At 52.8% G+C, this 22,320-nt stretch carries 21 protein-coding genes; 7 read left to right on the top strand and 14 right to left on the bottom strand.

Translation table 11 applies throughout. The annotated features are described in order from the left end of the window. Nucleotides 1–43 precede the first annotated feature (43 nt). Genes rcsF through K0H81_RS06660 form a run of 3 tightly spaced genes read left to right on the top strand, consistent with a single transcriptional unit; the run spans nt 44 to nt 1,871 of the window. The gene (gene rcsF / locus K0H81_RS06670; protein ID WP_220060324.1) at nt 44–460 is read left to right on the top strand and encodes an Rcs stress response system protein RcsF; all 417 of its coding nucleotides are present in this window, start codon (nt 44–46) and stop codon (nt 458–460) included. A 41-nt stretch (nt 461–501) separates the two neighbouring features. Then, complete coding sequence (tsaA, locus tag K0H81_RS06665; RefSeq protein ID WP_220060323.1) at nt 502–1,239, top strand: tRNA (N6-threonylcarbamoyladenosine(37)-N6)-methyltransferase TrmO; 738 nt, start codon at nt 502–504, stop codon at nt 1,237–1,239. A 2-nt stretch (nt 1,240–1,241) separates the two neighbouring features. Continuing rightward, nucleotides 1,242–1,871 (top strand): acyltransferase, encoded by a 630-nt coding sequence (locus K0H81_RS06660; protein WP_220060322.1) that lies wholly within the window; start codon nt 1,242–1,244, stop codon nt 1,869–1,871. A gap of 8 nt (nt 1,872–1,879) precedes the next feature. On the opposite strand, the gene K0H81_RS06655 is transcribed toward K0H81_RS06660, so the two are convergent. Then, nucleotides 1,880–2,101 carry a hypothetical protein gene (locus K0H81_RS06655; protein WP_220060321.1) on the bottom strand — a complete coding sequence of 74 codons (222 nt, stop codon included), beginning with the start codon at nt 2,099–2,101 and terminating at the stop codon, nt 1,880–1,882. A 465-nt stretch (nt 2,102–2,566) separates the two neighbouring features. Between K0H81_RS06655 and K0H81_RS06650 the strand changes: the two genes are divergently transcribed. Both K0H81_RS06650 and K0H81_RS06645 read left to right on the top strand, forming a co-directional pair. Then, entirely contained in the window at nt 2,567–4,120 is a 1,554-nt protein-coding gene (locus K0H81_RS06650; RefSeq protein WP_258406448.1) for a M28 family metallopeptidase, read from the top strand. A gap of 214 nt (nt 4,121–4,334) precedes the next feature. Next, nucleotides 4,335–6,059 carry an AMP-binding protein gene (locus K0H81_RS06645; RefSeq protein WP_220060319.1) on the top strand — a complete coding sequence of 575 codons (1,725 nt, stop codon included), beginning with the start codon at nt 4,335–4,337 and terminating at the stop codon, nt 6,057–6,059. 95 nt (nt 6,060–6,154) lie between these two features. Here K0H81_RS06645 and K0H81_RS06640 read toward each other — a convergent pair whose 3' ends face one another. Beyond that, complete coding sequence (locus K0H81_RS06640) at nt 6,155–6,427, bottom strand: hypothetical protein (RefSeq protein ID WP_220060318.1); 273 nt, start codon at nt 6,425–6,427, stop codon at nt 6,155–6,157. Between the two features lie 104 nt (nt 6,428–6,531). Continuing rightward, nucleotides 6,532–6,837, bottom strand: a complete 306-nt coding sequence (locus tag K0H81_RS06635) for a hypothetical protein (RefSeq protein WP_220060317.1) — start codon at nt 6,835–6,837, stop codon at nt 6,532–6,534. A 528-nt stretch (nt 6,838–7,365) separates the two neighbouring features. On the opposite strand from K0H81_RS06635, the gene K0H81_RS06630 reads away from it, so the two are divergent. Continuing rightward, on the top strand, nt 7,366–9,075 hold the full coding sequence (locus K0H81_RS06630; RefSeq protein ID WP_220060316.1) for a proline--tRNA ligase: 1,710 nt from the start codon (nt 7,366–7,368) through the stop codon (nt 9,073–9,075). Between the two features lie 93 nt (nt 9,076–9,168). On the opposite strand, the gene K0H81_RS06625 is transcribed toward K0H81_RS06630, so the two are convergent. Further along, nucleotides 9,169–9,897, bottom strand: a complete 729-nt coding sequence (locus K0H81_RS06625) for a hypothetical protein (RefSeq protein WP_220060315.1) — start codon at nt 9,895–9,897, stop codon at nt 9,169–9,171. A gap of 352 nt (nt 9,898–10,249) precedes the next feature. Continuing rightward, the gene (locus K0H81_RS06620; RefSeq protein WP_220060314.1) at nt 10,250–10,678 is read right to left on the bottom strand and encodes a YybH family protein; all 429 of its coding nucleotides are present in this window, start codon (nt 10,676–10,678) and stop codon (nt 10,250–10,252) included. Nucleotides 10,679–10,836: 158 nt separating this feature from the next. On the opposite strand from K0H81_RS06620, the gene K0H81_RS06615 reads away from it, so the two are divergent. Further along, on the top strand, nt 10,837–11,172 hold the full coding sequence (locus tag K0H81_RS06615) for a winged helix-turn-helix transcriptional regulator (RefSeq protein WP_144200343.1): 336 nt from the start codon (nt 10,837–10,839) through the stop codon (nt 11,170–11,172). A gap of 460 nt (nt 11,173–11,632) precedes the next feature. Here the strand turns inward: K0H81_RS06615 and K0H81_RS06610 are convergent, their stop codons facing one another. The 9 genes from K0H81_RS06610 to K0H81_RS06570 all read right to left on the bottom strand — a co-directional run bounded on the left by K0H81_RS06610 (nt 11,633) and on the right by K0H81_RS06570 (nt 22,203). Next, nucleotides 11,633–12,835 (bottom strand): PDDEXK family nuclease, encoded by a 1,203-nt coding sequence (locus tag K0H81_RS06610; protein ID WP_220060313.1) that lies wholly within the window; start codon nt 12,833–12,835, stop codon nt 11,633–11,635. Between the two features lie 81 nt (nt 12,836–12,916). Next, entirely contained in the window at nt 12,917–13,354 is a 438-nt protein-coding gene (locus K0H81_RS06605) for a hypothetical protein (protein WP_220060312.1), read from the bottom strand. A 574-nt stretch (nt 13,355–13,928) separates the two neighbouring features. Further along, nucleotides 13,929–15,155, bottom strand: coding sequence for a phenylacetate--CoA ligase family protein (locus K0H81_RS06600; RefSeq protein WP_220060311.1), 1,227 nt, complete (start codon nt 15,153–15,155; stop codon nt 13,929–13,931). Between the two features lie 9 nt (nt 15,156–15,164). Then, nucleotides 15,165–15,983 carry an ABC transporter ATP-binding protein gene (locus K0H81_RS06595; protein ID WP_144200337.1) on the bottom strand — a complete coding sequence of 273 codons (819 nt, stop codon included), beginning with the start codon at nt 15,981–15,983 and terminating at the stop codon, nt 15,165–15,167. Between the two features lie 63 nt (nt 15,984–16,046). After that, nucleotides 16,047–17,291, bottom strand: coding sequence for an ABC transporter substrate-binding protein (locus K0H81_RS06590; protein ID WP_144200335.1), 1,245 nt, complete (start codon nt 17,289–17,291; stop codon nt 16,047–16,049). Between the two features lie 123 nt (nt 17,292–17,414). Further along, nucleotides 17,415–18,488, bottom strand: a complete 1,074-nt coding sequence (locus K0H81_RS06585) for a branched-chain amino acid ABC transporter permease (protein ID WP_144200333.1) — start codon at nt 18,486–18,488, stop codon at nt 17,415–17,417. 60 nt (nt 18,489–18,548) lie between these two features. Then, the gene (locus K0H81_RS06580) at nt 18,549–19,442 is read right to left on the bottom strand and encodes a branched-chain amino acid ABC transporter permease (RefSeq protein WP_144200331.1); all 894 of its coding nucleotides are present in this window, start codon (nt 19,440–19,442) and stop codon (nt 18,549–18,551) included. Then, on the bottom strand, nt 19,439–21,406 hold the full coding sequence (locus K0H81_RS06575) for a long-chain fatty acid--CoA ligase (protein ID WP_220060310.1): 1,968 nt from the start codon (nt 21,404–21,406) through the stop codon (nt 19,439–19,441). Before K0H81_RS06575 ends, K0H81_RS06580 begins: the two co-directional genes overlap by 4 nt. Next, the gene (locus K0H81_RS06570; RefSeq protein WP_011866408.1) at nt 21,406–22,203 is read right to left on the bottom strand and encodes an ABC transporter ATP-binding protein; all 798 of its coding nucleotides are present in this window, start codon (nt 22,201–22,203) and stop codon (nt 21,406–21,408) included. Before K0H81_RS06570 ends, K0H81_RS06575 begins: the two co-directional genes overlap by 1 nt. Nucleotides 22,204–22,320: the final 117 nt, after the last annotated feature.

Here is a 22,320-nt window from a genome sequence, read left to right as displayed (position 1 = left end):
TATTGGCCAGTTTTGAGCTCTCTTCCTAATACAGGCCCAAATCATGACTAATTCCGACCTGACCACTGCTCTGAAAATGGCTCCTAAGTCTGTCCTGCTGCTCTCTGCCCTGCTACTCGGTGGCTGCGCCGGCGAATACACCTTCAACAGCAATTTAGATGGTCAGGCCATCGACGACTACTTCAAGGCCGGTGAGGTCCAGCTGTTTCAAGAGACTCAGCCCAAGGGTCCTTATGAGCTCAAGGGGATGGTCGAGGGTGAATCTTGTCAGGAGCGCGCCCAGGATGTGCCAGCATCGATCAGCGAGGCCCGCACCATGGCCCGCCGCGCCGCCGCAGATAAAGGCGCCAACGGGCTGATCATCAAGCGCTGCGCCCTCATCGAGGAGCCGAGCAAGGCCTGTGTTAGCCAAGCCCTGTGCGTCGGTCAGGCCATATTGTTACCCACCACAGAAAACTAGTTTTAGCGCCCTGCGCAATAGCGTGAACATAAGTCTTTACCATGACACTCAAGCGTGAAATTGAGGCGGTGGCTATCTGCCGTACCCCCTATAAGCAGAAATTTGGTATTCCCAGACAGCCGGGGCTGGTCACCGCCGCCCGCGGCTTCGTCGAGCTGCAGCCTCCCTATAATCATATCGATACCGTGCGCGGCCTGTCTCAGTACTCGCACATCTGGCTGCTGTTTACCTTCCATGAAAATCTAAGCCAAGGCTGGAAGACCACGGTCAGACCACCGCGCCTGGGCGGCAACGAGAAACTGGGGGTATTTGCCACCCGCTCTACCTTCCGCCCCAACGGCATAGGTCAGTCTGTGGTTAGGCTGCACGCCATCCACCAACGTAAGGGCAAGGTTGAGCTCGAGATCTCCGCCATGGATCTGCTGGACGGCACGCCAATTCTGGATATCAAGCCTTACATCCCCTTCTCCGACGCCATCGAGGGTGCCATCGGTGGTATCGCCCACGAGGCGCCGGTGCCGATAGATGTGCGCTTTAGCGATGGGGTGCAGCGACAGCTAGACAAGCTTCCCGATGAGAAGTATCCCAACCTCACGGCCATCATCGAAGAGGTACTGGCACAGGATCCACGCCCAGCCTACAAGAAGGCCAAGGAAGATCCAAAGCATTACCAGGTCGCCCTGTATGATCTCGACATCCTCTGGCATGTGGACAAGACAGGCATCTTGGTCGATGCCGTGCGCCCGGTGCAGCCAGACGCCCTTAGGGAAGCAGAGTAATCATGCAAACCCCATTAGATAACCAGGTGGATTACCGAGAGCAACATAAGCAGCGCCTGGCCTACATGCCCTGGCTCTACTTCTCCTTAAAGCCCAAACATCTGGTCTGGGCCAAGCCCTGGCAGGATGAGGTGCAGCAAGCGCTGATGGCGGTCGAAACTGTGAGCATAGGCAAGGAGTGCTTTATCGCTCCCCAGGCGAAACTGTTTGCCGAGCCGGGCCGGGATATCCTAATCGGTGATCGCTGCATGATCGCCGCCGACAGCTTTCTGCACGGCCCAATCGTCATGGGTAACGAGGTTGCTATCAATCATGGCTGCTCCCTGGACGGCGGGCGCGGCAAGATAGTGATTGGCGATCAGACCCGCATCGCCAACAATGTCACCATCTACGCCTTCAACCACGGCATGCACCCGGACACGCCTATCTATCAGCAGAGCAGTCAGTCTAAGGGAATCGTCATAGGCAGAGATGTGTGGATCGGCGCCCAGGCGGGGATAGTCGATGGGGTGACCATAGGTGACTGCGCCGTGATCGGCATGGGTTGTATCGTCACCAAGGATGTGCCCGACTATGCCATCGTCGCCGGTAATCCGGCCCGCGTTATAGGCGACAGGCGCGATAAGAAATAACGGCTTAGCTAATTGCCATGGATCAGCTTACCGGTACCATGGAAAATCACGTTGACGACTCCGCCGCCTAAGTCCTTATCTTCTACGCGATTATCCGGGTTATTGGGCCGCGACTCGGCGCTTTTCTTAACCCCATCGTAGAAGGCCTGATCGAGAGATTTATTACTGGCGCAGCCGCTCATAATTCCTAAGCTGACACTTGCCATCAGCACGATTATTGTAACCTTCATCGTCTTTTCCTTAACCCAAGTAACTTTCATCGTCATTCCCTGAATCCACTAACATTAATAGCGCCAAACAATGGCACACTTACATTCACCAATAGCTTAAAGCTAAAGCAGATTTTTTTAACAAGCAAACAAACTTAACAGATCTTTGCCCCGCCATAGCTCCCCTCTTGCATCAACCTTTCTGATGCACATATGATGATAATACCAATCGTAGTAAATAACTGATCATGCTAACTTGTTAAAACGTCCGATAACGGCGTTACTATTTTTGATTGTAGAATAACTACTTATCGAAAATCATGCCTTGTTCTCGACCGTTTTTCCTACGCTACTTCTGATCACTTACTTACCCTGATTGGTATTGATCGTTTGCCATTACCCATGGCAGCGAGCACCAGATAATAAAACAAACATCACAAAAGGAAGTCGTCTGTGAATACCCCACGCCTCTTGGGCTTACTCGGCCTGTTGCTCCTACCGGCCGCCAGTGCCGCCCCCTTCGTCTTTGACCAACAAAGCTACCGTCAGGATGTTAAAACCCTCGCCAGCGATGAGTTTGAGGGCCGCGGCCCCCTCTCACAGGGCGAGACCCTCACGGTGGAATATCTTGAGAATGCCTTCAAGAAGATGGGGTTAGCACCAGGTTTTGGCGACAGCTATCGCCAGAGCGTGCCCATGGCCAAGATCACCGCCGATCAGAATATGCAGCTAAAAGTAGGCGAGCTGGTGTTTAACAATGGCAGCGACTTTACCGCCCGCACCGAGCAGATCCAGCCAAGCATCAAGCTGGATAACAGCGAAATCGTCTTCGTCGGCTATGGCATCAACGCCCCCGAATACGGCTGGAACGACTACGCCGGTATCGATGTGAAAGGCAAGACGGTGATCCTCATGGTTAATGACCCAGGCTTTGCCACCCAAGACCCAGAGGTGTTCAAGGGCAACGCCATGACCTACTATGGCCGCTGGACCTATAAGTATGAAGAGGCCGCCAGACAAGGGGCCAAGGCGGTATTTATCATCCATGAAACCGCTCCCGCCGCCTATGGCTGGAACGTGGTGCAAAACAGCAACACCAATACCAAATACACCCTGGTAGACAAGGAGAAGAACCGCTCACACATAGGCGTCATGGGCTGGGTCCAACATGAGGTAGCGCAAAAGATCTTTGCCGCCGCAGGCCTGGATTACGACAAGCTCAAACTCACCGCCGCCAAGCCAGGCTTTAAGTCGCGATCGCTAAAACTCAAGGCCAACCTTGAGGTGAACAACGATATCGAGCTGGCCACCTCCTATAACGTTGCAGGTCTGCTGCCGGGCAAGACGCGTCCGGACGAGTGGCTGGTGATGCACGCCCACTGGGATCACCTGGGTAAGACGGTCCACGAAGATCAGACCCGCATCTACAACGGCGCGGTAGACAACGCCTCGGGCGTGGCCGGGGTACTGCAGCTGGCGCGTCACTTCAAGGAGCTTAGCGCTACCCAGCCACCTGCGCGCTCCATGCTGTTCAGCGCCTTCACCGCCGAGGAAACCGGCCTCATCGGCGCGCAATATTTTGCCGAGAACCCGCCAGTCCCCACCAAGCAGCTGGTCGCCTTCCTCAACATAGACGGCATGAATGTCGGCAAAGGAGTGGATTACATACTGCGCTATGGTGAAGGAGTCTCTGAGCTGGAAAACTACCTGGACAATGCTGCCAAAGCTCAAGGGCGCTGGGTCAAGGCCGATCCGCGGCCGCAAAATGGCCTGATGTTCCGCTCGGATCACTTCGCCCTGGCCAAGCAAGGAGTCCCCGGCCTGATGTTCATGAGCCTGGGAGACACAGACCCTGACTATATCGCCCACAAGTATCACCAGGGCGCCGATGATTATGACCCAAGTTGGACGCTCGGCGGTGTCGAGCAAGATTTGGCGCTCATCAGCGATATTCTGGAGAAGCTGGCCAACAATAACGACTGGCCAAAGTGGCTCGAGGCGTCAGATTTTAAGACCCGCCGCGCCCAAGACGGCCGCTAGCCATAGCCGTGATACTTACCGACAAAAGGAGGCAGCAGCCTCCTTTTTAATATTGTTTTTATTGAATAAAACTCTGTTTTCACCTTTCTATCTATCCCCCGCTACCAACTTAGTTCTTTAGTCTATAAACGCCATTCTTTGCTTGTGAGAAACCTCACACTTTGAGTAGTGTGTCTTCAGACCGCTATCGACACACCCTATGCACGGAGGCTCTATGTCTGCTGTAACGACATTTGCAACTGCGAACCAACTTCCCCTACAACTGAGTCAATTTGACGGCGACACCAGCACGCCACTGATCGAACAAACCATAGGCGACTACCTGGATCAGATGGCCGCCAGCCACCCCGACCAACTCGCCATCGTCATGCATCATCAAGGGATCCGCTGGAGCTACCAGGAATACCAGTCCCATATCGACGAACTGGCCGCCGGCCTGCTGGCCATCGGCATCAAGCCCGGCGATCGCGTCGGTATCTGGTCACCCAACAACATAGAATGGTGTCTGACCCAGTTTGCCACCGCCAAGATTGGCGCCATCATGGTGTGCATCAACCCGGCCTATCGCCCCGAGGAGCTACAATATGCCCTCAACAACGTGGGATGCCGCGCCATCATCTGCGCCGAGAAATTTAAGTCCAGCCACTACCTCTCTATGCTCTACGAGCTGGCCCCGGAGCTGAAGCAATGCCTGCCGGGACAGCTTGAGTCGGCCAACCTGCCGAGCCTGGAGTTTGTGATCCGCATGGGCGACGAAGCCTCGCCCGGCATGCTCAACTTCAACCATCTCAAGCGTCCGCTCACCGAGAGCGATCGCAAGGCGCTCAAAGATACAGCCGCCCAGCTCTCCCCCTTCGATGCCATCAATATCCAGTTTACCTCGGGTACTACCGGCAGCCCCAAGGGCGCGACCCTGAGCCATCACAACATCTTGAACAACGGCCTATTGGTCGCCAAGGCGATGCGCTTAGGGCTTGAAGATAGACTCTGTATTCCTGTGCCCCTGTATCACTGCTTCGGCATGGTGCTGGGTAACCTCTCCTGCATCTCTGTGGGCGCCTCGGCCATCTACCCAAGCGACTCCTTCGATCCCCTGACCACCCTAGAAGTCGTCGAGGCCGAACGCTGCACCGCGCTGCATGGGGTACCTACCATGTTTATCGCCCAGCTGGAGCATCCGGAATTTAAACGCTTCGATCTCAGCTCGCTGCGCACCGGTGTGATGGCAGGCGCCACCTGCCCCGAAGAAGTGATGCGCAGGGTGCAAGATCTCATGTATATGAAAGAGGTGCTGATCGGCTACGGCCAGACGGAATGCAGCCCCATCAACAATATGACGGAGATAGGCTCGTCGCTGGAGAAACGCGTCACCACGGTCGGCCGCGCCCTGGCCCACACTCAGGTGAAGATAGTCGATGAATTTGGCGAGGTGCTCCCCGTCGGGCAACCCGGTGAGGTCTGCAGCCGCGGTTACTGCGTGATGCAGTTCTACTGGAACGATGCCGAGAAGACCGCCGCCACCATAGACAGCGACGGCTGGCTCCACTCGGGCGACCTGGGTGAGATGGACAGCGAAGGCTATGTGAAAATCGTCGGCCGCATCAAGGATATGATCATCCGCGGCGGCGAAAACATCTACCCAAGAGAGATCGAAGAGAAACTCTACACCCACCCGGACGTGCAGGACGCGGCCATCTTCGGCGTGAAGAGCGAGAAATATGGTGAAGAGGTGTGCGCCTGGATCAAGGTGCAACCGGGCGCCAGCGTCACCGAGGAGGAGATACGTCACTTCCTCACCGAGAAATTTGCCTACTTTAAGGTCCCGAGATACATCAAGTTCGTCGAACAGTATCCCATGACGGTGACCGGTAAGATCCAGAAGTTCAAGATGCGCGAGATGATGTATCAGGAGCTGTATGAGGCGATCAACTGCAACTAGCGATCCCAGCTAGCCCTTCGCCAGCCTGTTCCCTAAATAGGCTGGCATTTTTTTGCCCGGTATCTGGTGCCTAGCATCAATTTGAAAGGCTGATTTTAGAGGCTCAGCAGCTGGGCACCCACCTTCTCTACCCGCTTCTCGTTACGGCTGATCACATAGCCCTGGTCGATATAGTCATCGATACAGGTTTGATACTTGCTGTCCGACAGGGTGTCGCCAAAGCCAAGCCCGGTCCAATTCACCTCGCACTGCACCGTCTCCCCCTTGTCGTTACTCAGGGTCGCCTTCTGATAGGTGGTCTCGAGCTTAGGCACCACAAACAAGGCCCCCAAGGTCAGTCCGATGACAATAATAAATTTTGCTTTCATGGCTATCCTTAAATAACTGCGCTTAAACCAACGGCCTAAATAACTGGCCTTAATGACAGATAACTAGCGCCAGCTCTTTCCGGCGCCTATTGGCCGGACGAGGCTCACGCTACCTGTATCCTGACATCACGGGCACCGGCGCTCAGGCCAAGCTCCATCAGGCAGCGCTCCTCGATCTCAGACAGGCCGCCCTCACACATGGCCATAGGTTGGATGACGAGTTTTGGCCGCTTAAACAGCCCAATGCAACCCAGCTCATTCAGGCCTTGCTTGAGACACTGCTCGGCAGGGGAAAAATTGCCCACCAGCAAACGTCGGGTAGTAAAAGGCGTACTCGGCGACAGGGCCGTTTGCTGCTCGCCATGACTTACCACGATACGGTCGGGATAGATCTGTGCGATCACTTCCATGTAACTGTTTACCTTTGAGCTGACAGTAGCTTATTACGAAAAACCCAATACTTTACGCGATTTATCCCTATTGATCACTAGGGGTTGTTTATGCTTCAGGTTAAATTCTGTTTAATCTCAGGGCAATTTGCTCATGAGCCGAGCAATGAAGTGGCCAGTGAAGCAAGCGGTGAGCTGGCTAATGTTGTGAATAGTGCGATAGCCAACAGGATGCAATGAGTGAGGTCAATTGCACACGAACTGCACGCGATAACGCACAATAAACCTGATCGCGTTACATGCCCCTTGAGACCGCTATTATCGGTCCTTTCTATAGACTTATCACTCGTTTGGGCAGAAGAACTGCACCGCGCTAGCCCGACCCTGTATGAATCGTCAACACATTGCTACAAAGGCAAACAGTAGAAGTCTGAAGCCGCCTGCTTACCGACACAGATCTCCCGCGGCTACTGGCCAACAAACTAGGTGACATCAAACGTCAGGGTGCTAAAATGTCGACCTATTTCATCACACAACTGGATATTGGGAATGCGAGTTAGCAAGTACCTGCTTTCAACACAAAAAGAGACCCCAGCAAACGCTGAGGTGGTCAGTCATCAATTAATGCTGCGCGCCGGCATGATACGTCGTAACGCTTCTGGCCTATACAGCTGGTTGCCGTCAGGCTTACGTGTGCTGCGCAAAGTCGAAGCGATCGTTCGCGAAGAGATGAACAATGCAGGTGCTGTTGAGATCTTGATGCCCATGGTGCAACCGGCAGACCTTTGGGTTGAAACCGGCCGCTGGGACAAATTTGGCCCAGAGCTGCTACGTTTCCAAGACAGACACAACCGCGACTTCGTACTGGGCCCAACCCACGAAGAGGTGATCACCGACATCATTCGTAAAGAGGTTAGCTCTTACAAGCAGCTTCCGCTGAACCTGTATCAGATCCAGACCAAGTTCCGCGACGAGGTGCGTCCCCGTTTCGGCGTGATGCGTTCACGCGAGTTCCTGATGAAAGATGCCTACTCTTTCCATCTTGATCAGGAGACCATGGATGATACCTATCAGGCCATGTACACCGCCTACAGCAACATCTTAGGCCGTATGGGTCTGGCCTTCCGTCCGGTATTGGCCGACACAGGTTCTATCGGTGGCAGCATGTCACACGAATTCCACGTGCTGGCCAACAGCGGTGAAGACCTGATCGCCTACTCGACCGAGAGCGACTACGCCGCCAACATCGAAAAGGCCGAGGCGCCAATGCCTACCGAGCCTCGTGGCGCAGCCACCATGGAAATGAGCGTTATCGACACACCAAACGCCAAGACCATCGAAGAGTTGGTTGAGCAGCACGGTATCGCCATCGAGAAGACCATCAAGACCATTATCGTTAAGGGCGCCAGCGAAGAGGCACCTTTGGTAGCCGTGATCGTGCGTGGCGACCATGAGCTGAACGAAGTCAAAGTCGAGAAGCTCGATGCCGTACTGGCACCATTTGAGATGGCCGGTGAAGCAGAGATCCGCGATGCACTGGGTGCAGGCCCTGGCTCACTCGGCCCAGTTGGCATGACCATCCCTGTGTATGTGGATCACAGCGTTAACGTCATGAGCGACTTTGCCGCCGGTGCCAACCAAGACGGTAAGCACTATGTGGGCATCAACTGGGAACGCGATCTGCCACAGGCAGAGGTTGCCGACCTGCGTAACGTTATCGAAGGTGAGCCTAGCCCATGTGGCAAGGGCACCATCGGCCTGCTACGCGGCATCGAAGTGGGTCACATCTTCCAGCTGGGCACCAACTACTCAAAAGCCATGGGCGCCAGCGTACTGGACGAGAACGGCAAGGCACAGACACTGCTGATGGGTTGTTACGGTGTTGGCGTGAGCCGTATCGTGGCCGCAGCTATCGAGCAGAACCACGACGATCGTGGCATCATCTGGCCAGCCGCCATCGCACCGTTCAAGGTAGGTATCCTGCCGATGAACATGCACAAGTCACATCGCATCAAAGATATGGCCGAGAAGCTCTACAGCGATCTTTGCGATGCCGGCATCGAAGTGCTGTTCGACGACCGTAAAGAGCGTCCAGGCGTGATGTTTGCCGACATGGAGCTGATTGGTCTGCCGCACGTCATCGTGATTGGCGAGCGCAACATAGACAACGGCGTATTCGAATACAAGAACCGTCGTACCGGCGAGAAGCAAGAGATCCCATTCGAGGAGATCGTCGACTTCATCAAGTCTGCCAAGTAAGACACTTAGCCGCTTTCAAAATAAGCTGCTTACAAGAAAACGCCCGGCTACTGCCGGGCGTTTTTATTATCTACTACAAAAATAATCTAGATATTAACGACTGACCTCGGGCACGTCGTCTCGAGCCTTAAAGGTGCCCGGCGCCATGGCATTGACCAGAGATTTAAACAGTGCGCCCCAAAAGAGAAGCAAGCCAATCCAAAAGTATCTTAGATAACTGGTTTGAAACTGACCTACCTTAGGCTTCATATACTTATAGGAAAGCAGAGTCTTATTAGCGGCTTTCAGCTGAAGTATCAGTCCAGCTTCATGCCAGATTGCGATCTTCTCTCCCACTTTAAGGCTTTGCGCTAGGCGATGGCACTTGCTCGCGCCGATATTGACGGCATAGAAGTTATCTTGAAAAGAGGTAATTTCCAGGTCGTAAAAAGTCCCCCCCGTCTCCTCATCGATAACCTCGCTACTACGGCACTGGATAGCATCGATAGTGGTCGAGTATTCATGCACGTCTGCCAAATCGGCCACATGATATTTAGGCAACACATAGGCGAAAACGACGAGGTTAACCATGAAAAATAAAAAGATAAACAAGTATCTGGAGCCCTTGGGGCCATCGGATGAGAACTCAATAAAAACATCGTCCTCATCATCATAAAGCCAATCTGGTGGCCCCTGCCTGCTGGAGGCAACCTCGCCAGCGGCTCTCCTACGTTTTATCTCTTCTGTGAGTTGTTGATACCTATCTGGGTACTGTTCTTTATCTATGTTGTCGTTAACATCAAGCAGCTCATCCAAGGTACACTTAGAATAATCGACTGACACACTATCTCCCTTTACCAATTCCCTTTTCTATTTCCCTTTCCTAATTCCATGTTCTTTTGGCTTTTTCAGCAGTCTTTATCGAGCTTTTATCACCAAGCTCAATAAACTGATTCACTCGTAAAGGCCGAACTCCCCGACTCACCATGAAGTGACGAACTCATGAAGATCAGACAAGTAATCCCCTTGCAATTAGCAACTAATCATCTCCCAGAACCTAGACTACATGACATGAAACTAATTATTAATCAATATTTTGATCTAATTGAGGCTTACCCCAAGCTAAGCCCCAATTGAACATCATCAATGTATCAGAGGTTACCTTAACGATTAAGAGTGAACAGACTGAAAAGGTTTAATATCCATTTGGATTATCTATAACGTACACCCAGCCGTAATTTTGGTATTGCATGACTTCAAGCGCTGTCCCCTTTAAATCTGTACCCGAGATTTTCCATTGAGATCTTACTAGCGCGATATCGCCATTAATATGAACCGACTTTGACAAGGTCTGCATCTCTCCCTTGACCCCTAGATATTTTTCCAACTCGCTGACAATGGCTTTTCTGCCAATGGCGGCCCGCCCCTTATCATCGAGAATGAATTTTGCGTCGGTAGCGAAAAGCGTCGATAAGCCTTGCAGATCCTTGTGCTTAAAGTACTGTGCAAACAACCCATGAAGTTCACTGGGCGACTGTGGCTTGGGGTACTCAACTGGTGACTCCGCGGCAACACTAAAAACTAAAAAGACCAAAGCAATCGTTATTATCTTGGCGACTCTCATCTACATCTCCTGAAATACAGTTTAACAGTGCAGCAAAGATACCCAACACAGTTACCTTTAACCATTAGCTTCCAAAAAGTAACTAGTTACCTTATGGTAAGTAGAAGCCATAGTTAAAAATAGAAAACTGCCAACCCCAAGAAGCTAAGGAAGCCTCAATGGTTCACGCCACCGCCCCCGAAAATTACTGTAATGTCGATAAATATCTGTCCTTAATATCAACCAAATGGACAGCCCATATTATCTATCTCCTCAGTCAACACCCAGTGATGAGATTTGGTCAGATCCAGAAGCAACTTGCCCTCGTCTCCAGCAAGGTACTGAGTTCGCGTTTAAAGCTACTGGAGGCTGAAAAGTTTATCTGGCGGGAGCAGCAAGCGACCATCCCGGTAACAGTTAACTATGGACTGACACCAAAAGGGCAAGAGCTGGCCGATATCGTCCTCAAGATTGTCGAAAAAACAGAATCATGGAGCCTGGATGGCCACAAGTGAGATTCTAGATAACCAATTTATGAGACACTTGCGTTGGCGACAACGCTGATATCGCCCGATTCCCCTCCCCCCATAGTCCGAGAGCAAAGCGATTTAGTTGCATCGGAGTTAAGAGATTAGAATCGTAGACGGATAATACGCTCTAACATCTAGCCACATTGCCAATTGGCAATAAAGCCTTAACCATGGCTTTATGATGTATCAATTGTCTGCCGCAGGTGCAGTGCATGGATGCACCAATGTCGAGAACATTTTTGGCCATGCCTCGGAAGGTCACAAATGTGTTTACACCTGATTATCCGTCTCTTCGATTAAGCGACTTCTGTATCCGCGTATTCGCGACGATCAAACACCAAATCATTTTTGGACAAAAACGTTTTAGTGCCAATAAACTAAAACGTTAGTTTGAGATTAGAAAAAGTATCTTTAACCTCGAATTTTAAGCCTATTTTAAACAAGGCTATTTCTTCAGGTATTTCTGAAGCTTACGCTTCATAAGGTTTGGTGTGACTTTTTCATGGTGGTAGACATATATTAAACTAACTCCATTTTCTTTACACAATCGAGCTTTACGGGCATCACGTTCCAAGTTCTTTTCGTAAGCATCTTGGCCACCAAAAAATTCAACTGAATCAGTGTGCTGTTTTCCTTGATACTCTATCGCTAATCGTAGTTCTGGTAGGTATACATCAAGCCTTTGCTTGCCAAGCCAAGTTGGTGAGGTTTCTCGAAGAATACGTTGCTCGGTCATTAAATCCTTGGTGAATAGGAAAACTTTGTTCTCATTTACCCACTTTTGTCTGCCAAGTGCTTGTTCAAGATTATCACAAATCCAACTCCAACCAGATTCGTACTTCTTTCGTTCAGCAAACGCTTCATAGGAGTAATGCAACGATGGAGAAGGTTCTCCATATCGAATTATGCTTTCTTCAACACCGTGTTCTTTAATTACGCACAAATGACAAATGTCTTTTAATCTAGGCAAGCTTACTAACTCTGAAAGCATGAATCGTTCACTGTGGTAACTATCATAGTTAGAAGCTTTTTTAGGGTTAGAAAGTAACTCTTCATGAAACCCTTTCGTGCATGAACACAAATACCTTTTACCGTCACTTTGGTTTACAAACGTCATTTCATTGTGAGCACAACCAAACAAGTCGTAGTCACACAGGTACAAACCTTCAGGTGACAATGTTTCCTCAAGCAAAGAAAGGCAGTTGATTGAAAGCTTACTTTTGACGTCTAGTCGAGGCAAGTGAACACGGAGATCTGAATAGGTGTAGTTAATTTGCTTTTTTAGCTTTTTTGCAAAAGTTGGTTCAAAAATTTGATTATCGAAGCAATTAAAAACTGGTACATATTCGAACACGCCATCTTCAAAATTTCTTTTTACTTTTATAGTTATAGATAGATTCAAAGAAAGTTCAAAGTCTTCAATGGAAGCCAGAGAGTGCCCATATAGAAGTGACGTTTTATTTTCAATGGAGCATTCAGCATCAACCAACAAATTATTGATAATCCTATCATCACCACTCGCTTGATTAGAAAGGCACTTCTTAAACGAGTACAATAAGCAGTCGGCAAATGAAGTATATGTTTTTTTCTCTAAACTTTTAGCAATTTCATTTTCTAGGCTTTGCTGGCTTAACGTTATGTTTATCACGAACCGCTCCATAGCTAAGATCGTACTGGTACATTTCTGGATATAAATTGCTTTCAAAAAGCTAACCGAACTCAGTAGAAGTCAAGGTTGGCTGTATATTTTTACACCTTCACTAAGAATGAATTTAACCGCCTCTAATGCAGCCATCTTCCCCGTCTCTTTTACTCCACCTTGCAAGATATCTCCAACAGGCTTCTTCTGTGTCAAAGAATCAGGCATCGAACTTAATGCTTCAAGACCTTTAGGGGACAGCCTGATCCCAGTAGCATTCATGGTGGAACGTGTAGAGTGAACAGGAAACCTAGTCCAGAGATAGTCAGCCTGATACAGCCAACTCATAGTATCTCGGCAGATACTCTCAAGCATGACGCAATTTTCTTGATAGTCCGATTTGTCATAGTATTGGGATACTTGATGAGCAATCTGTCTATAGTCAAAGTCCGTTTCATTAGGAAAATTTTTGTAGCACTGACCTAATATCTCGGAGACCGTTAGATTGAACATATCGATATTTTTCAAGATTATCTCCCAACTATTATTCGACAGTCAGCACTATAGTTTCATTATGAAAACTAAGTCAAATAACACGTAATGTTTTGATATAAACGATCGGTGCTAGCACGGAATGGGGCAAAAATCAGTTAGCTTTCACGCCCTAAACACACCAACACCGCCAAATCGAAGAAACGTTAGATACACAGTGTAAGCACGCTTTTGGCCCTCGGCGGCATGGACGCCGCCGTGGAGCGTATAGGGACATATTTACAGCGTGCCAAAAGCGTGCTTGCACAGCCCTCGCCGGGCAGGCGTTAGCTAGCCATGAAGGTACGATTTTCAAACACCTAATCAATTCTAATACCACCAAACGCGATCACCTTGAATCACGACATTCGTACTTCCATGTACAGCACTCGCCGGGCAGGCACTAGGTTGCGATGAAGGATAGACCTTCAGAAATTTTCCAAATACCCAACTAGACAGATGCTCCCCCACACAAGCAGGAAGCCAAAAAACAACAATGCCCAACCCCATCCAAGGCCGGGCATTAACATTATTCAGAATTAGCGCTTACTCTAAAAGCTGCATCAGGGCGCTACCTCTGATCCTCTATCACCACCCCATCATCCGCCAGGGCGCCTGGCGCCACCAGCGCCACCTCGCCCGATAGCTGGGTCTCGGCGCGAATAGAGTCCTGCACGGCGGCAATATCCAGTTGTGGCCGCATAGCCTCATCCACCTCGCACAGCAGATGCATCAGATCGTTTTCCTGTTGGCGGGTGACCACCAAGCGCACCTTAGCGATACCGGGATGACGGCGACGAATCCGCTCCACCTGCTCGGGATGGACAAACAGCCCCTTCACCTTAGTAGTCTGATCCGCGCGTCCCAGCCAGCCCTTGATACGCACATTGGTGCGACCGCAGGCGCTCGTGCCCGGCATAATGGCCGATAGATCTCCGGTGGCAAAACGCACCAGGGGATAGTCGCGGTTAAAGCTGGTGACCACCACCTCGCCTACCTCACCCTCGGGCACAGGGGTTAAGGTGCCGGGCCGCACTATCTCGACGATGATGTCTTCGGCGACCACCAGGCCCTCACCCGAAACGCTCTCGAAGGCGATGAGGCCAATATCGGCGGTGACATAGGCCTGCTTGACGTCGATATCCGCCGCCTCGAAGCTGGCCTTGAGAGAGGGGGTTAACGCCTCGCCCGACACCAGCGCCTTGGTGATGGAGCTGGTATCCTTACCCAGGGCCTTGCCCTTCTCCAGCAAGATATTAAGAAACGATGGGGTGCCGCAGTAGCCATTTGGCCTAAGCGAGGCGATAAGGTCCAGCTGCATCTCGCTCTGCCCAGGCCCTGCCGGGATCACAGTGCAGCCGCAGGCCTTCGCGCCCGAATCCATGATAAAGCCCCCAGGCGTCAGATGATAAGCCAGGCAGTTCTGCACCAAGTCGCCGGGGCGGAACCCTGCGGCGAAGAAGGCCTGACCCATGCGCCACCAGTCATGGCCATCACACTCGGGATCATAGATGGGCCCGGGTGACTGAAAGATACGCCCACTGGGGCGATTGGGCGTCATGCCGGCAAAGGGCGGCTGCTTGGCCTGCAGGGCGATAAGATCCGCCTTACGGGTAATGGGCAGAGTCGCGAGTGCCTCTCGACTATCGACGCTGCTCACCTCAATATCTGCCAGTCGCTCGGCGTAATAGCGGCAATTTGCCTTGGCGTAGCTGAGCTGCTCAGGCAGCGCCGCCATCAGCTGCTGCTCGCGCTGCTCGGGCACAAGCCTCTCTTCGGGTATAAAATACTCGGCCATATTGCCTCCCTACAGCCAACGCTTACGGCGTTTGTACGACTTTAAGTTTTTGAAGCTCTTACGGGTTTCGTTGCCGCCCCCCAGATAGAACTCCTTCACATCTTCGTTGTTGAGCAGCTGCGCCTTGGTGCCGTCGAGTACGATTTTGCCCGACTCCATGATGTAGCCATAGTTGGCCGCCTTAAGGGCGTAGTTGGCATTCTGCTCCACCAGCAGCATGGTAATACCCTGCTCGCGGTTGATCTTCTCTATGATGCCAAACACCTCTTTTACCAGCAGAGGCGACAGCCCCATGGAGGGCTCATCCAGGCAGATCATCTTAGGTCTTGCCATCAGGGCGCGGCCGATGGCCAGCATCTGCTGCTCACCGCCCGACAGGTAACCCGCCAGCCCGGTGCGCTCCTTGAGGCGCGGGAAGTAGTTGAATACCATCTCGATATCCTGATTCACCTGACCGTCGCGGCGGGTATAGGCCCCTAATTTCAGGTTTTCGATCACCGTCATATCCTCGACGATGCGGCGCCCCTCCATTACCTGAAACAGGCCAGAGCGCACCACCTCATCGGCGTTCTTCACATCGATACGCTCGCCCATGAAGTGGATGTCACCGCGGGACACCTCGCCATTTTCTGTCTTTAGCAAGCCAGAGATCGCCTTGAGGGTGGTGGACTTACCGGCACCGTTGGGGCCCAGCAGGGTCACTATCTCGCCCTGTGGCACCTCTATGCTCACGCCGCGTAGCACCTGGATCACATCGTCATAGACCACTTCGATATTGTTGATTGCGAGAAGTGGCGTCTCGGGCTTTAACTGCACTGCTTGTGTCATAACAACTCCAAGGTCAAGAAGCGGGCCGGGCAAGACGGGCTTACCCGGCAGATGGAAAAGAGATTAATAGCCTAACCAGTCGACGCGACGCTCAAGGGTCACCTGATTAACCTTCTCGACCTTAATGTCGCCATGGTTATAGTTACCCTTGTAGATGTTGACCTGGTTGATACCACGGTGATCTTCCGGCGTCCAGGTAGCGGCCAGGCAGACCCCCTCTAGGCCCTTAGGCACCCAGTCTTTGTGCACATACATACCCTTCTTCACGTTCTCACCTGTAATGCCACCGTGTGCCTTGGCCCACTCCATAGACTCCTTCATGAAATAGGTCGAGCAGACGCCACGGATATAGTGGTGCAGACGCTCCTCTTTACCCGTGCTGTCAGACATCTTAGAGATCTCGCGTACCAGCTTCATGCCCGGCACATCGTCGGTCCAGAAGGGCGTCATGGTCGGGAAGATATAGTTCTTCACCCCTTCACCGGCGGCCTTGAATACCAACTTATCGCCACCCCAGATGTTAGACATGAACTGGATATCGGTACCGACAGTGTCGCAAGACTTGATCAGTGACTGCACCGAGCCCCCAAGGTTGCCGATATAGCCATAGTTGGTGCCTGAGCTCTTAAGACTCAAACACTGGGCCTTAAAGTCACCCGGCTTCATGGAGATCACCACGGATGGCTGCACATCGAAGCCCAGCTCAGTGGCGTATTCGGCACAGGCCTCTTTCGGCGCGTTAGGGAAAGGATGGTTGGCGCCGATATGGGTAAACTTAGGCTTGCCCTTACCGCCCTTAGCCTTCCAGTCATCGGCGGCCCACTGCACCAGGCCGCGACAGGCGTCAGAGTAAGACGCGCCGTAGAAGAAGTTATATGGCGCCGGCTTAGTGGTATTCGGGTTCTTGCCCTGAGGGTCGGTCAGATGACCAGAGTAAGAGGCCGAGAAGATAGGCGTCTTATCCTTGGCGGCAAAAGAGATCAGCGCCTCGGTATCGGCTGTGCCCCAACCCTGCATGGCCACCATGTTCTTGCGCGACAGCCACTTCTTGTATGAGGCGATCGCCTGAGGCACTTTGTAGGCATAGTCTATGGTCTCATATTCCAGCTTAGTGCCGTCGATGCCACCATGGGCATTGATATAAGCCAGCGCGTCACGCACACCGTCGGCGTATGGCTTACCCACGAAGGCCGTGGGGCCAGACATGTCGGCCAGGTGGCCAACAAAAACCGTGTCTTCGGCCTGGGCAGCGCCCGAGGCGAAGGCGAAACAAGCAAGCGTGGTGCTAAGTAATATTTTTTTAGTCATCGTTATCTTCCTTCAACATGATCCAGATAGATTGAATGCGGTTAACGCAGCGCTACAGCCAGGATCAACGCTCATTGCTATTCAAACTGTGTCGGTTTTACATCAATTTCATTAGCCCTCGACTTAATAGGCGAAGGGGTAACACTTCCAATAGTTCTTAATTTGTCCCCAGCGATGGGCCAGTCCCTCGGGTTCGAAGATGAGGAACAGGATAATCACCAGGCCGATAGCCATCTCCTTGATGTAGGCCAGGCCGTCGGTGACCATAGGCAGGTTGCCGTAGTCGGTATACTTCATCAGTCCCACCATGCCCTCTAACACCTCGGGCAGCAGCACCATGAAGACCACGCCCATCAGGGTGCCCTTGATAGAGCCCAGACCGCCGATGATCACCATGGCCAGGAACTGAATCGACATTAAGATGGTAAAGCCCTCGGAGGAGACATACCCCAGGTAGTGGGCGTACAGGGCGCCACCTATGCCGGCATAGAAAGAGGAGATGCCGAAGGACAAGAGGCGATACTTGTTGAGCTTAACCCCCATGATCTCGGCCGATAGATAGTGGTCGCGCACCGCAACGAAGGCGCGGCCGTCGCGGCTACGCATCAGGTTGCAGCCCCAGATATACATGAACACCAGGGCAAACAGGGCGATAAAATAGAAGCTCATGTCTGTGTCAAAATCGAAACCGAACAGGCTGACGGGCGCCGCCATGGCGCCGGACGCACCACCGGTAAACCATTCGGCGCGGCCGAAGAAGTCCTGAATGATGAACTGAGCCGCCAGAGTAGCAATCGCCAAATAGAGCCCCTTGATCCTTGCAGCCGGCATACCGAACATCATGCCCACGCCCATGGTGAGAAAGCCCGCCAGCGGAATACAAAACACCACAGGGATGTTAAAGCTGGTGTTGAGCCAAGCCGAGGCGAAGGCGCCGAAGCCGAAAAAGGCGCCGTGGCCTAAGGATATCTGCCCGGTAAAGCCCACCAGGATATTCAGCCCCAGGGCGGCGATACCTAAGTATGAGATCTGAATAAACAGAGTCAGAAAGTAGCCGTCCAATACCAGGGGCGCTGCGCAGGCAAGCGCGATCACCAGAAAGGTCACCAGGCGTATGGTCTTGGTTTCAAAAATCGTATTGTCAGCTTTATAGCTGGTGCGAAAATCCCCGCACGGGCGCATCGCTAAACTAGACATAGAAAACTCCTTGAACTGCAATAGGGTCAAACGCAATTAGCTGTGTCATGGCAGCGCTCCTTAAATTCGCTCGATATCACGGGTGCCGAACAGGCCGTAAGGCTTGAACCAGAGGATCACCAGCAAGACATAGAAGGGGGCGATGTTGTACATGTTGCCGATATGCAGCCACTGGCTGTCGAAGAACTCGGCGACGTTTTCCAGCACACCTATCACCACGCCGCCGATGATGGCCCCGACGATGGAGTCCAGCCCCCCCAGGATCACCGCGGGGAACACCTTGATGCCTATGGTGGAGAGCGAATCAGATACGCCGTTAACCATGCCGATCACCACGCCGGCGGTGGCCGAGACGGTGGCGGCGATGCCCCAGCTCATGGCAAACACCTGCTTGACCGAGATCCCCAGACTCTGGGCCACCTGCTGATCGAACGCCGTAGCGCGCATCGCCAGGCCGTGCTTGGAATACTTAAAGAAGAGGAAGAAGCCCGCCATGATCAATATCGCGATTACCGTACTCATCAAATAAGCCAGCTCTATGTTCAGGCCGAAGATGGCGATGGACTGAGTGTCGAACACCTGAGGGTAGCTCTGGGGTGACACGCCGAATATCCACTTGGTCAGCGACTGGAAGAAGATAGACAGGCCTATGGTCACCATGATCACCGAGATGATCGGCTCGCCTATCATGGGGCGCAGCACTATCATCTGCAGCAGCACACCAAACAGCGCCATGAAACAGAGGGTGAAGAGGAAGCCGACGAAAAAGGGCAGCTGGAAATAGGTCAAAAACGCCCAGCAGACCCAGGCCCCCACCAGCAAAAACTCCCCCTGGGCGAAGTTAACGATCTGGGTCGACTTGTACACCAGCACGAAACACATGCCCACCACGCCATACAGCAGGCCGACGATCAGGCCGTTGATAATTAATTGAATTAAGAGTTCAAAATTCATGATGCTCTCCTTTGACTCGCCTCGCCCTCGATGGACTGACGCGGGGCGATCACGGTCGCCACCTTGACTTGAGTTTGGACGCGCGACTTGGTGCCATCCTGGAAGGTGATCACTGTGTCGATATCCACATGGGACTGGTCGCCATAGATGGCCTCGATGATCTCGCCATACTTGTCGGCTATCACCCCACGTCTCACCTTACGGGTACGGGTCAGCTCGCCGTCATCGGCGTCCAGCTCCTTGTAAAGCAAGATAAACTTGTTGATCTTCTGCGCATCGGGCAGGGTCTCGTTCACCCGCTCCACCTCGGCCTGTAGCTGCTGATACACCTCGGGCAGGCTCGACAGGTTGGTGTAGTTGGTGAAGGCCAGTCCCTGCTGCTCGGCCCACTTGGAGACGATACTGAAACGGATACAGAGAATGGCCGACAGATAGGGCTTGTCCTTGCCTAAGATCACCGCCTCACCGATGAAGGAGGAGAACTTAAGCTTGTTCTCGATATACTGGGGCGAGTACTGAATGCCCTGGCTGGTTTTGGCCAGGTCTTTGATGCGGTCGATCACCACCAGGTGGCCCGAGGGCTTGAAATAACCTGCGTCACCTGTGTGCATCCAGCCATCTTTGACATCTTCATCATAGGCCGCCTGATCGCCCAGATAGCCATTGAACATGCCTACGGTTCTGGCGATCACCTCGCCCACCCCTTCGCTGTCGGTGTTGATCACCTTAAGTTCGGCGGTATCGAAGGCCACACCGACAGTGTCGTAATCTACGTCATGTTCGTCGTGTATGGTGTAGGCGCCGCACATCTCTGTCTGGCCGTAGAGCTGACGCAGAGGCACGCCGATCGCCTGGAAGAACTTGAAGGTATCCGGCCCCATGGCCGCGCCGCCTGTGGCCGCCGATTTTAAGAAGGAAAACCCTAGGCGATCGCGCAGCGCCTTCATCAAGATGATGTCGGCCAGCTTAGAGCGTCTGCCCTCGGCTAGTCGCTGCTCGGCGCGCTTCATGGCAAAGTCGAATAACTTCTGCTTGAGCGGGGTCGAGTCCATCATGCGCGCCTTCACATCGGCGAGGATCCCTTCCCACACCCTTGGGGCCAGCAAGACGAAGCTAGGGCCTATCTCGCGCAGATCCGCCATCATGGTTTCCTGCTCTTCGACGAAGTTGACGATCTGACGGGCGATAAGCGCCTGACCCACGGCGTAGACCTGCTCCATGATCCAGGGCAGCGGCAGTACAGAGACATAGTTGTCCCCCGGCGCGCGGGGATCGGCCCGCAGATAAGAGCAGCAGTGATCGATAAACTTACTACCCTGCAACAAGACAATCTTGGGCTTAGAGGTGGTGCCCGAGGTGGTGCAGTAGATGGCGATGTTCTCGGCCTTGCCCGCATCCACAAGGTTATCGTAGTGCCGAGGCTGGGTGTTATCCACCTCCTGGCCGAGACGATAGATCTCCTCGACGCTGATGAGGCGTGGGTCGTCATACTTGCGCATGCCGCGAGGGTCACAGTAGACGATATATTTCACCGAAGGGATGCTGTCGCCCAGCTCCAGCAGCTTGTCGCACTGCTCCTCATCTTCGGCGACGATCACCTGGGCCTCGCTGCGGTTAAGCAGGTAGGCCACCTCTTCGTGCAGCGAGTCTTGATAAATCCCCAGTGAGAAGCAGGCCAGCGCATGGGCCGCCACTTCGCCCCAGACCCACTCGGGACGGTTCTCGCCCAGCAGGGCTATGGTGCTGTGTGATTTAATGCCCAGATGATCGAAGGCCAGCGCCATCCACTTCACCCGGTTGTGATAATCTTGCCAGCTGAATTCGGTCCAGATGCCAAACTCCTTCTCGCGCATGGCAATCTCTTTACCCCAGTTGGCCGCATTGTGGCGCAGGATCTTGGGAAAGGTATCGAGTGAACCCATGTCGAAGGCCCGCGCCGTCGACGCATTATTTACCTGAGTCATTAGCCAACCTCTTGTAATTGCTCGTCATCTTCAAGGCCAAGATAGGCCTGTCTCACGTGCTCGTCGGCCATCACCGCTTCGGGCAGGCCAGAGATCAGTTTCTTACCGAAATCGAGCACCATCACCTCATGAGAGATATCCATCACCACCCCCATGTCGTGTTCAATCATCACCACGGTAATGCCGAACTCTTCGTTGAGATCCAGGATATAGCGGGCCATATCCTCCTTCTCTTCGAGGTTCATCCCCGCCATCGGCTCGTCGAGCAGAATAAGCTTAGGGTTGAGCGCCATGGCACGGGCCAGCTCGACCCGCTTGCGCAGGCCGTAAGAGAGGGTGCCGGCGATGGATTTGCGCACATGGGAGATGTCGAGAAAGTCGATGATCTCCTCCACCTGACGCCGATGGGCCAGCTCCTCTTTCTGCGCCGGTGAGGCCCAGTACAGGGGGCCGGTGAGCCAGTTGTTTTTCATCAGGTGGTGACGACCCACCATGATGTTGTCCAGCACCGACATGTGGCCAAACAGGGCCAGGTTTTGAAAGGTACGGCCTATGCCGAGATCGGCACGGGCATTGGGTCTGAGATGAGTGACATCCTGATTATCGAAATGAATTGTCCCCTTCTGCGGACGGTAGCGACCCGAGATGCTGTTGAGCATCGAGGTCTTACCCGCCCCGTTGGGACCGATAATTGAAAACACGGCGCCGCGCTCGACCTCGAAGCTCACATCGGTCAGGGCCTTTACCCCACCAAATGCGAGCGAGATCTGATCGACAGTTAAAATGGTATCTTTCACAACCCTACTCCTTTAAACGGCTCTGCCTGGGTGTTTCGGCGATGAGTCGCCCCGACGGATGCCAGGACGAGGGTTAAACGGGTAAAAAAAGCGGGGAGGAAGCCCTCCCCCAAGAGC

This window comes from Shewanella halotolerans (assembly GCF_019457535.1).
Classification (GTDB): Bacteria; Pseudomonadota; Gammaproteobacteria; order Enterobacterales; family Shewanellaceae; genus Shewanella; species Shewanella halotolerans.
The sequence above is the reverse complement of the archived record's forward strand: the minus strand, read 5'-3'. Positions and strand labels throughout refer to the sequence as shown.

What these genes read in the sequence shown, in the direction of transcription:
- K0H81_RS06640 (WP_220060318.1), bottom strand. Translation starts at nt 6,427, where the DNA reads ATGAAAGCAAAATTTATTATTGTCATCGGACTGACCTTGGGGGCCTTG.
- K0H81_RS06660 (WP_220060322.1), top strand. Translation starts at nt 1,242, where the DNA reads ATGCAAACCCCATTAGATAACCAGGTGGATTACCGAGAGCAACATAAG.
- K0H81_RS06590 (WP_144200335.1), bottom strand. Translation starts at nt 17,291, where the DNA reads ATGACTAAAAAAATATTACTTAGCACCACGCTTGCTTGTTTCGCCTTC.
- tsaA (WP_220060323.1), top strand. Translation starts at nt 502, where the DNA reads ATGACACTCAAGCGTGAAATTGAGGCGGTGGCTATCTGCCGTACCCCC.
- K0H81_RS06615 (WP_144200343.1), top strand. Translation starts at nt 10,837, where the DNA reads ATGGTTCACGCCACCGCCCCCGAAAATTACTGTAATGTCGATAAATAT.
- K0H81_RS06630 (WP_220060316.1), top strand. Translation starts at nt 7,366, where the DNA reads ATGCGAGTTAGCAAGTACCTGCTTTCAACACAAAAAGAGACCCCAGCA.
- K0H81_RS06655 (WP_220060321.1), bottom strand. Translation starts at nt 2,101, where the DNA reads ATGAAGGTTACAATAATCGTGCTGATGGCAAGTGTCAGCTTAGGAATT.
- K0H81_RS06635 (WP_220060317.1), bottom strand. Translation starts at nt 6,837, where the DNA reads ATGGAAGTGATCGCACAGATCTATCCCGACCGTATCGTGGTAAGTCAT.
- K0H81_RS06600 (WP_220060311.1), bottom strand. Translation starts at nt 15,155, where the DNA reads ATGGCCGAGTATTTTATACCCGAAGAGAGGCTTGTGCCCGAGCAGCGC.
- K0H81_RS06645 (WP_220060319.1), top strand. Translation starts at nt 4,335, where the DNA reads ATGTCTGCTGTAACGACATTTGCAACTGCGAACCAACTTCCCCTACAA.
- K0H81_RS06585 (WP_144200333.1), bottom strand. Translation starts at nt 18,488, where the DNA reads ATGTCTAGTTTAGCGATGCGCCCGTGCGGGGATTTTCGCACCAGCTAT.
- K0H81_RS06580 (WP_144200331.1), bottom strand. Translation starts at nt 19,442, where the DNA reads ATGAATTTTGAACTCTTAATTCAATTAATTATCAACGGCCTGATCGTC.
- K0H81_RS06620 (WP_220060314.1), bottom strand. Translation starts at nt 10,678, where the DNA reads ATGAGAGTCGCCAAGATAATAACGATTGCTTTGGTCTTTTTAGTTTTT.
- rcsF (WP_220060324.1), top strand. Translation starts at nt 44, where the DNA reads ATGACTAATTCCGACCTGACCACTGCTCTGAAAATGGCTCCTAAGTCT.
- K0H81_RS06595 (WP_144200337.1), bottom strand. Translation starts at nt 15,983, where the DNA reads ATGACACAAGCAGTGCAGTTAAAGCCCGAGACGCCACTTCTCGCAATC.
- K0H81_RS06575 (WP_220060310.1), bottom strand. Translation starts at nt 21,406, where the DNA reads ATGACTCAGGTAAATAATGCGTCGACGGCGCGGGCCTTCGACATGGGT.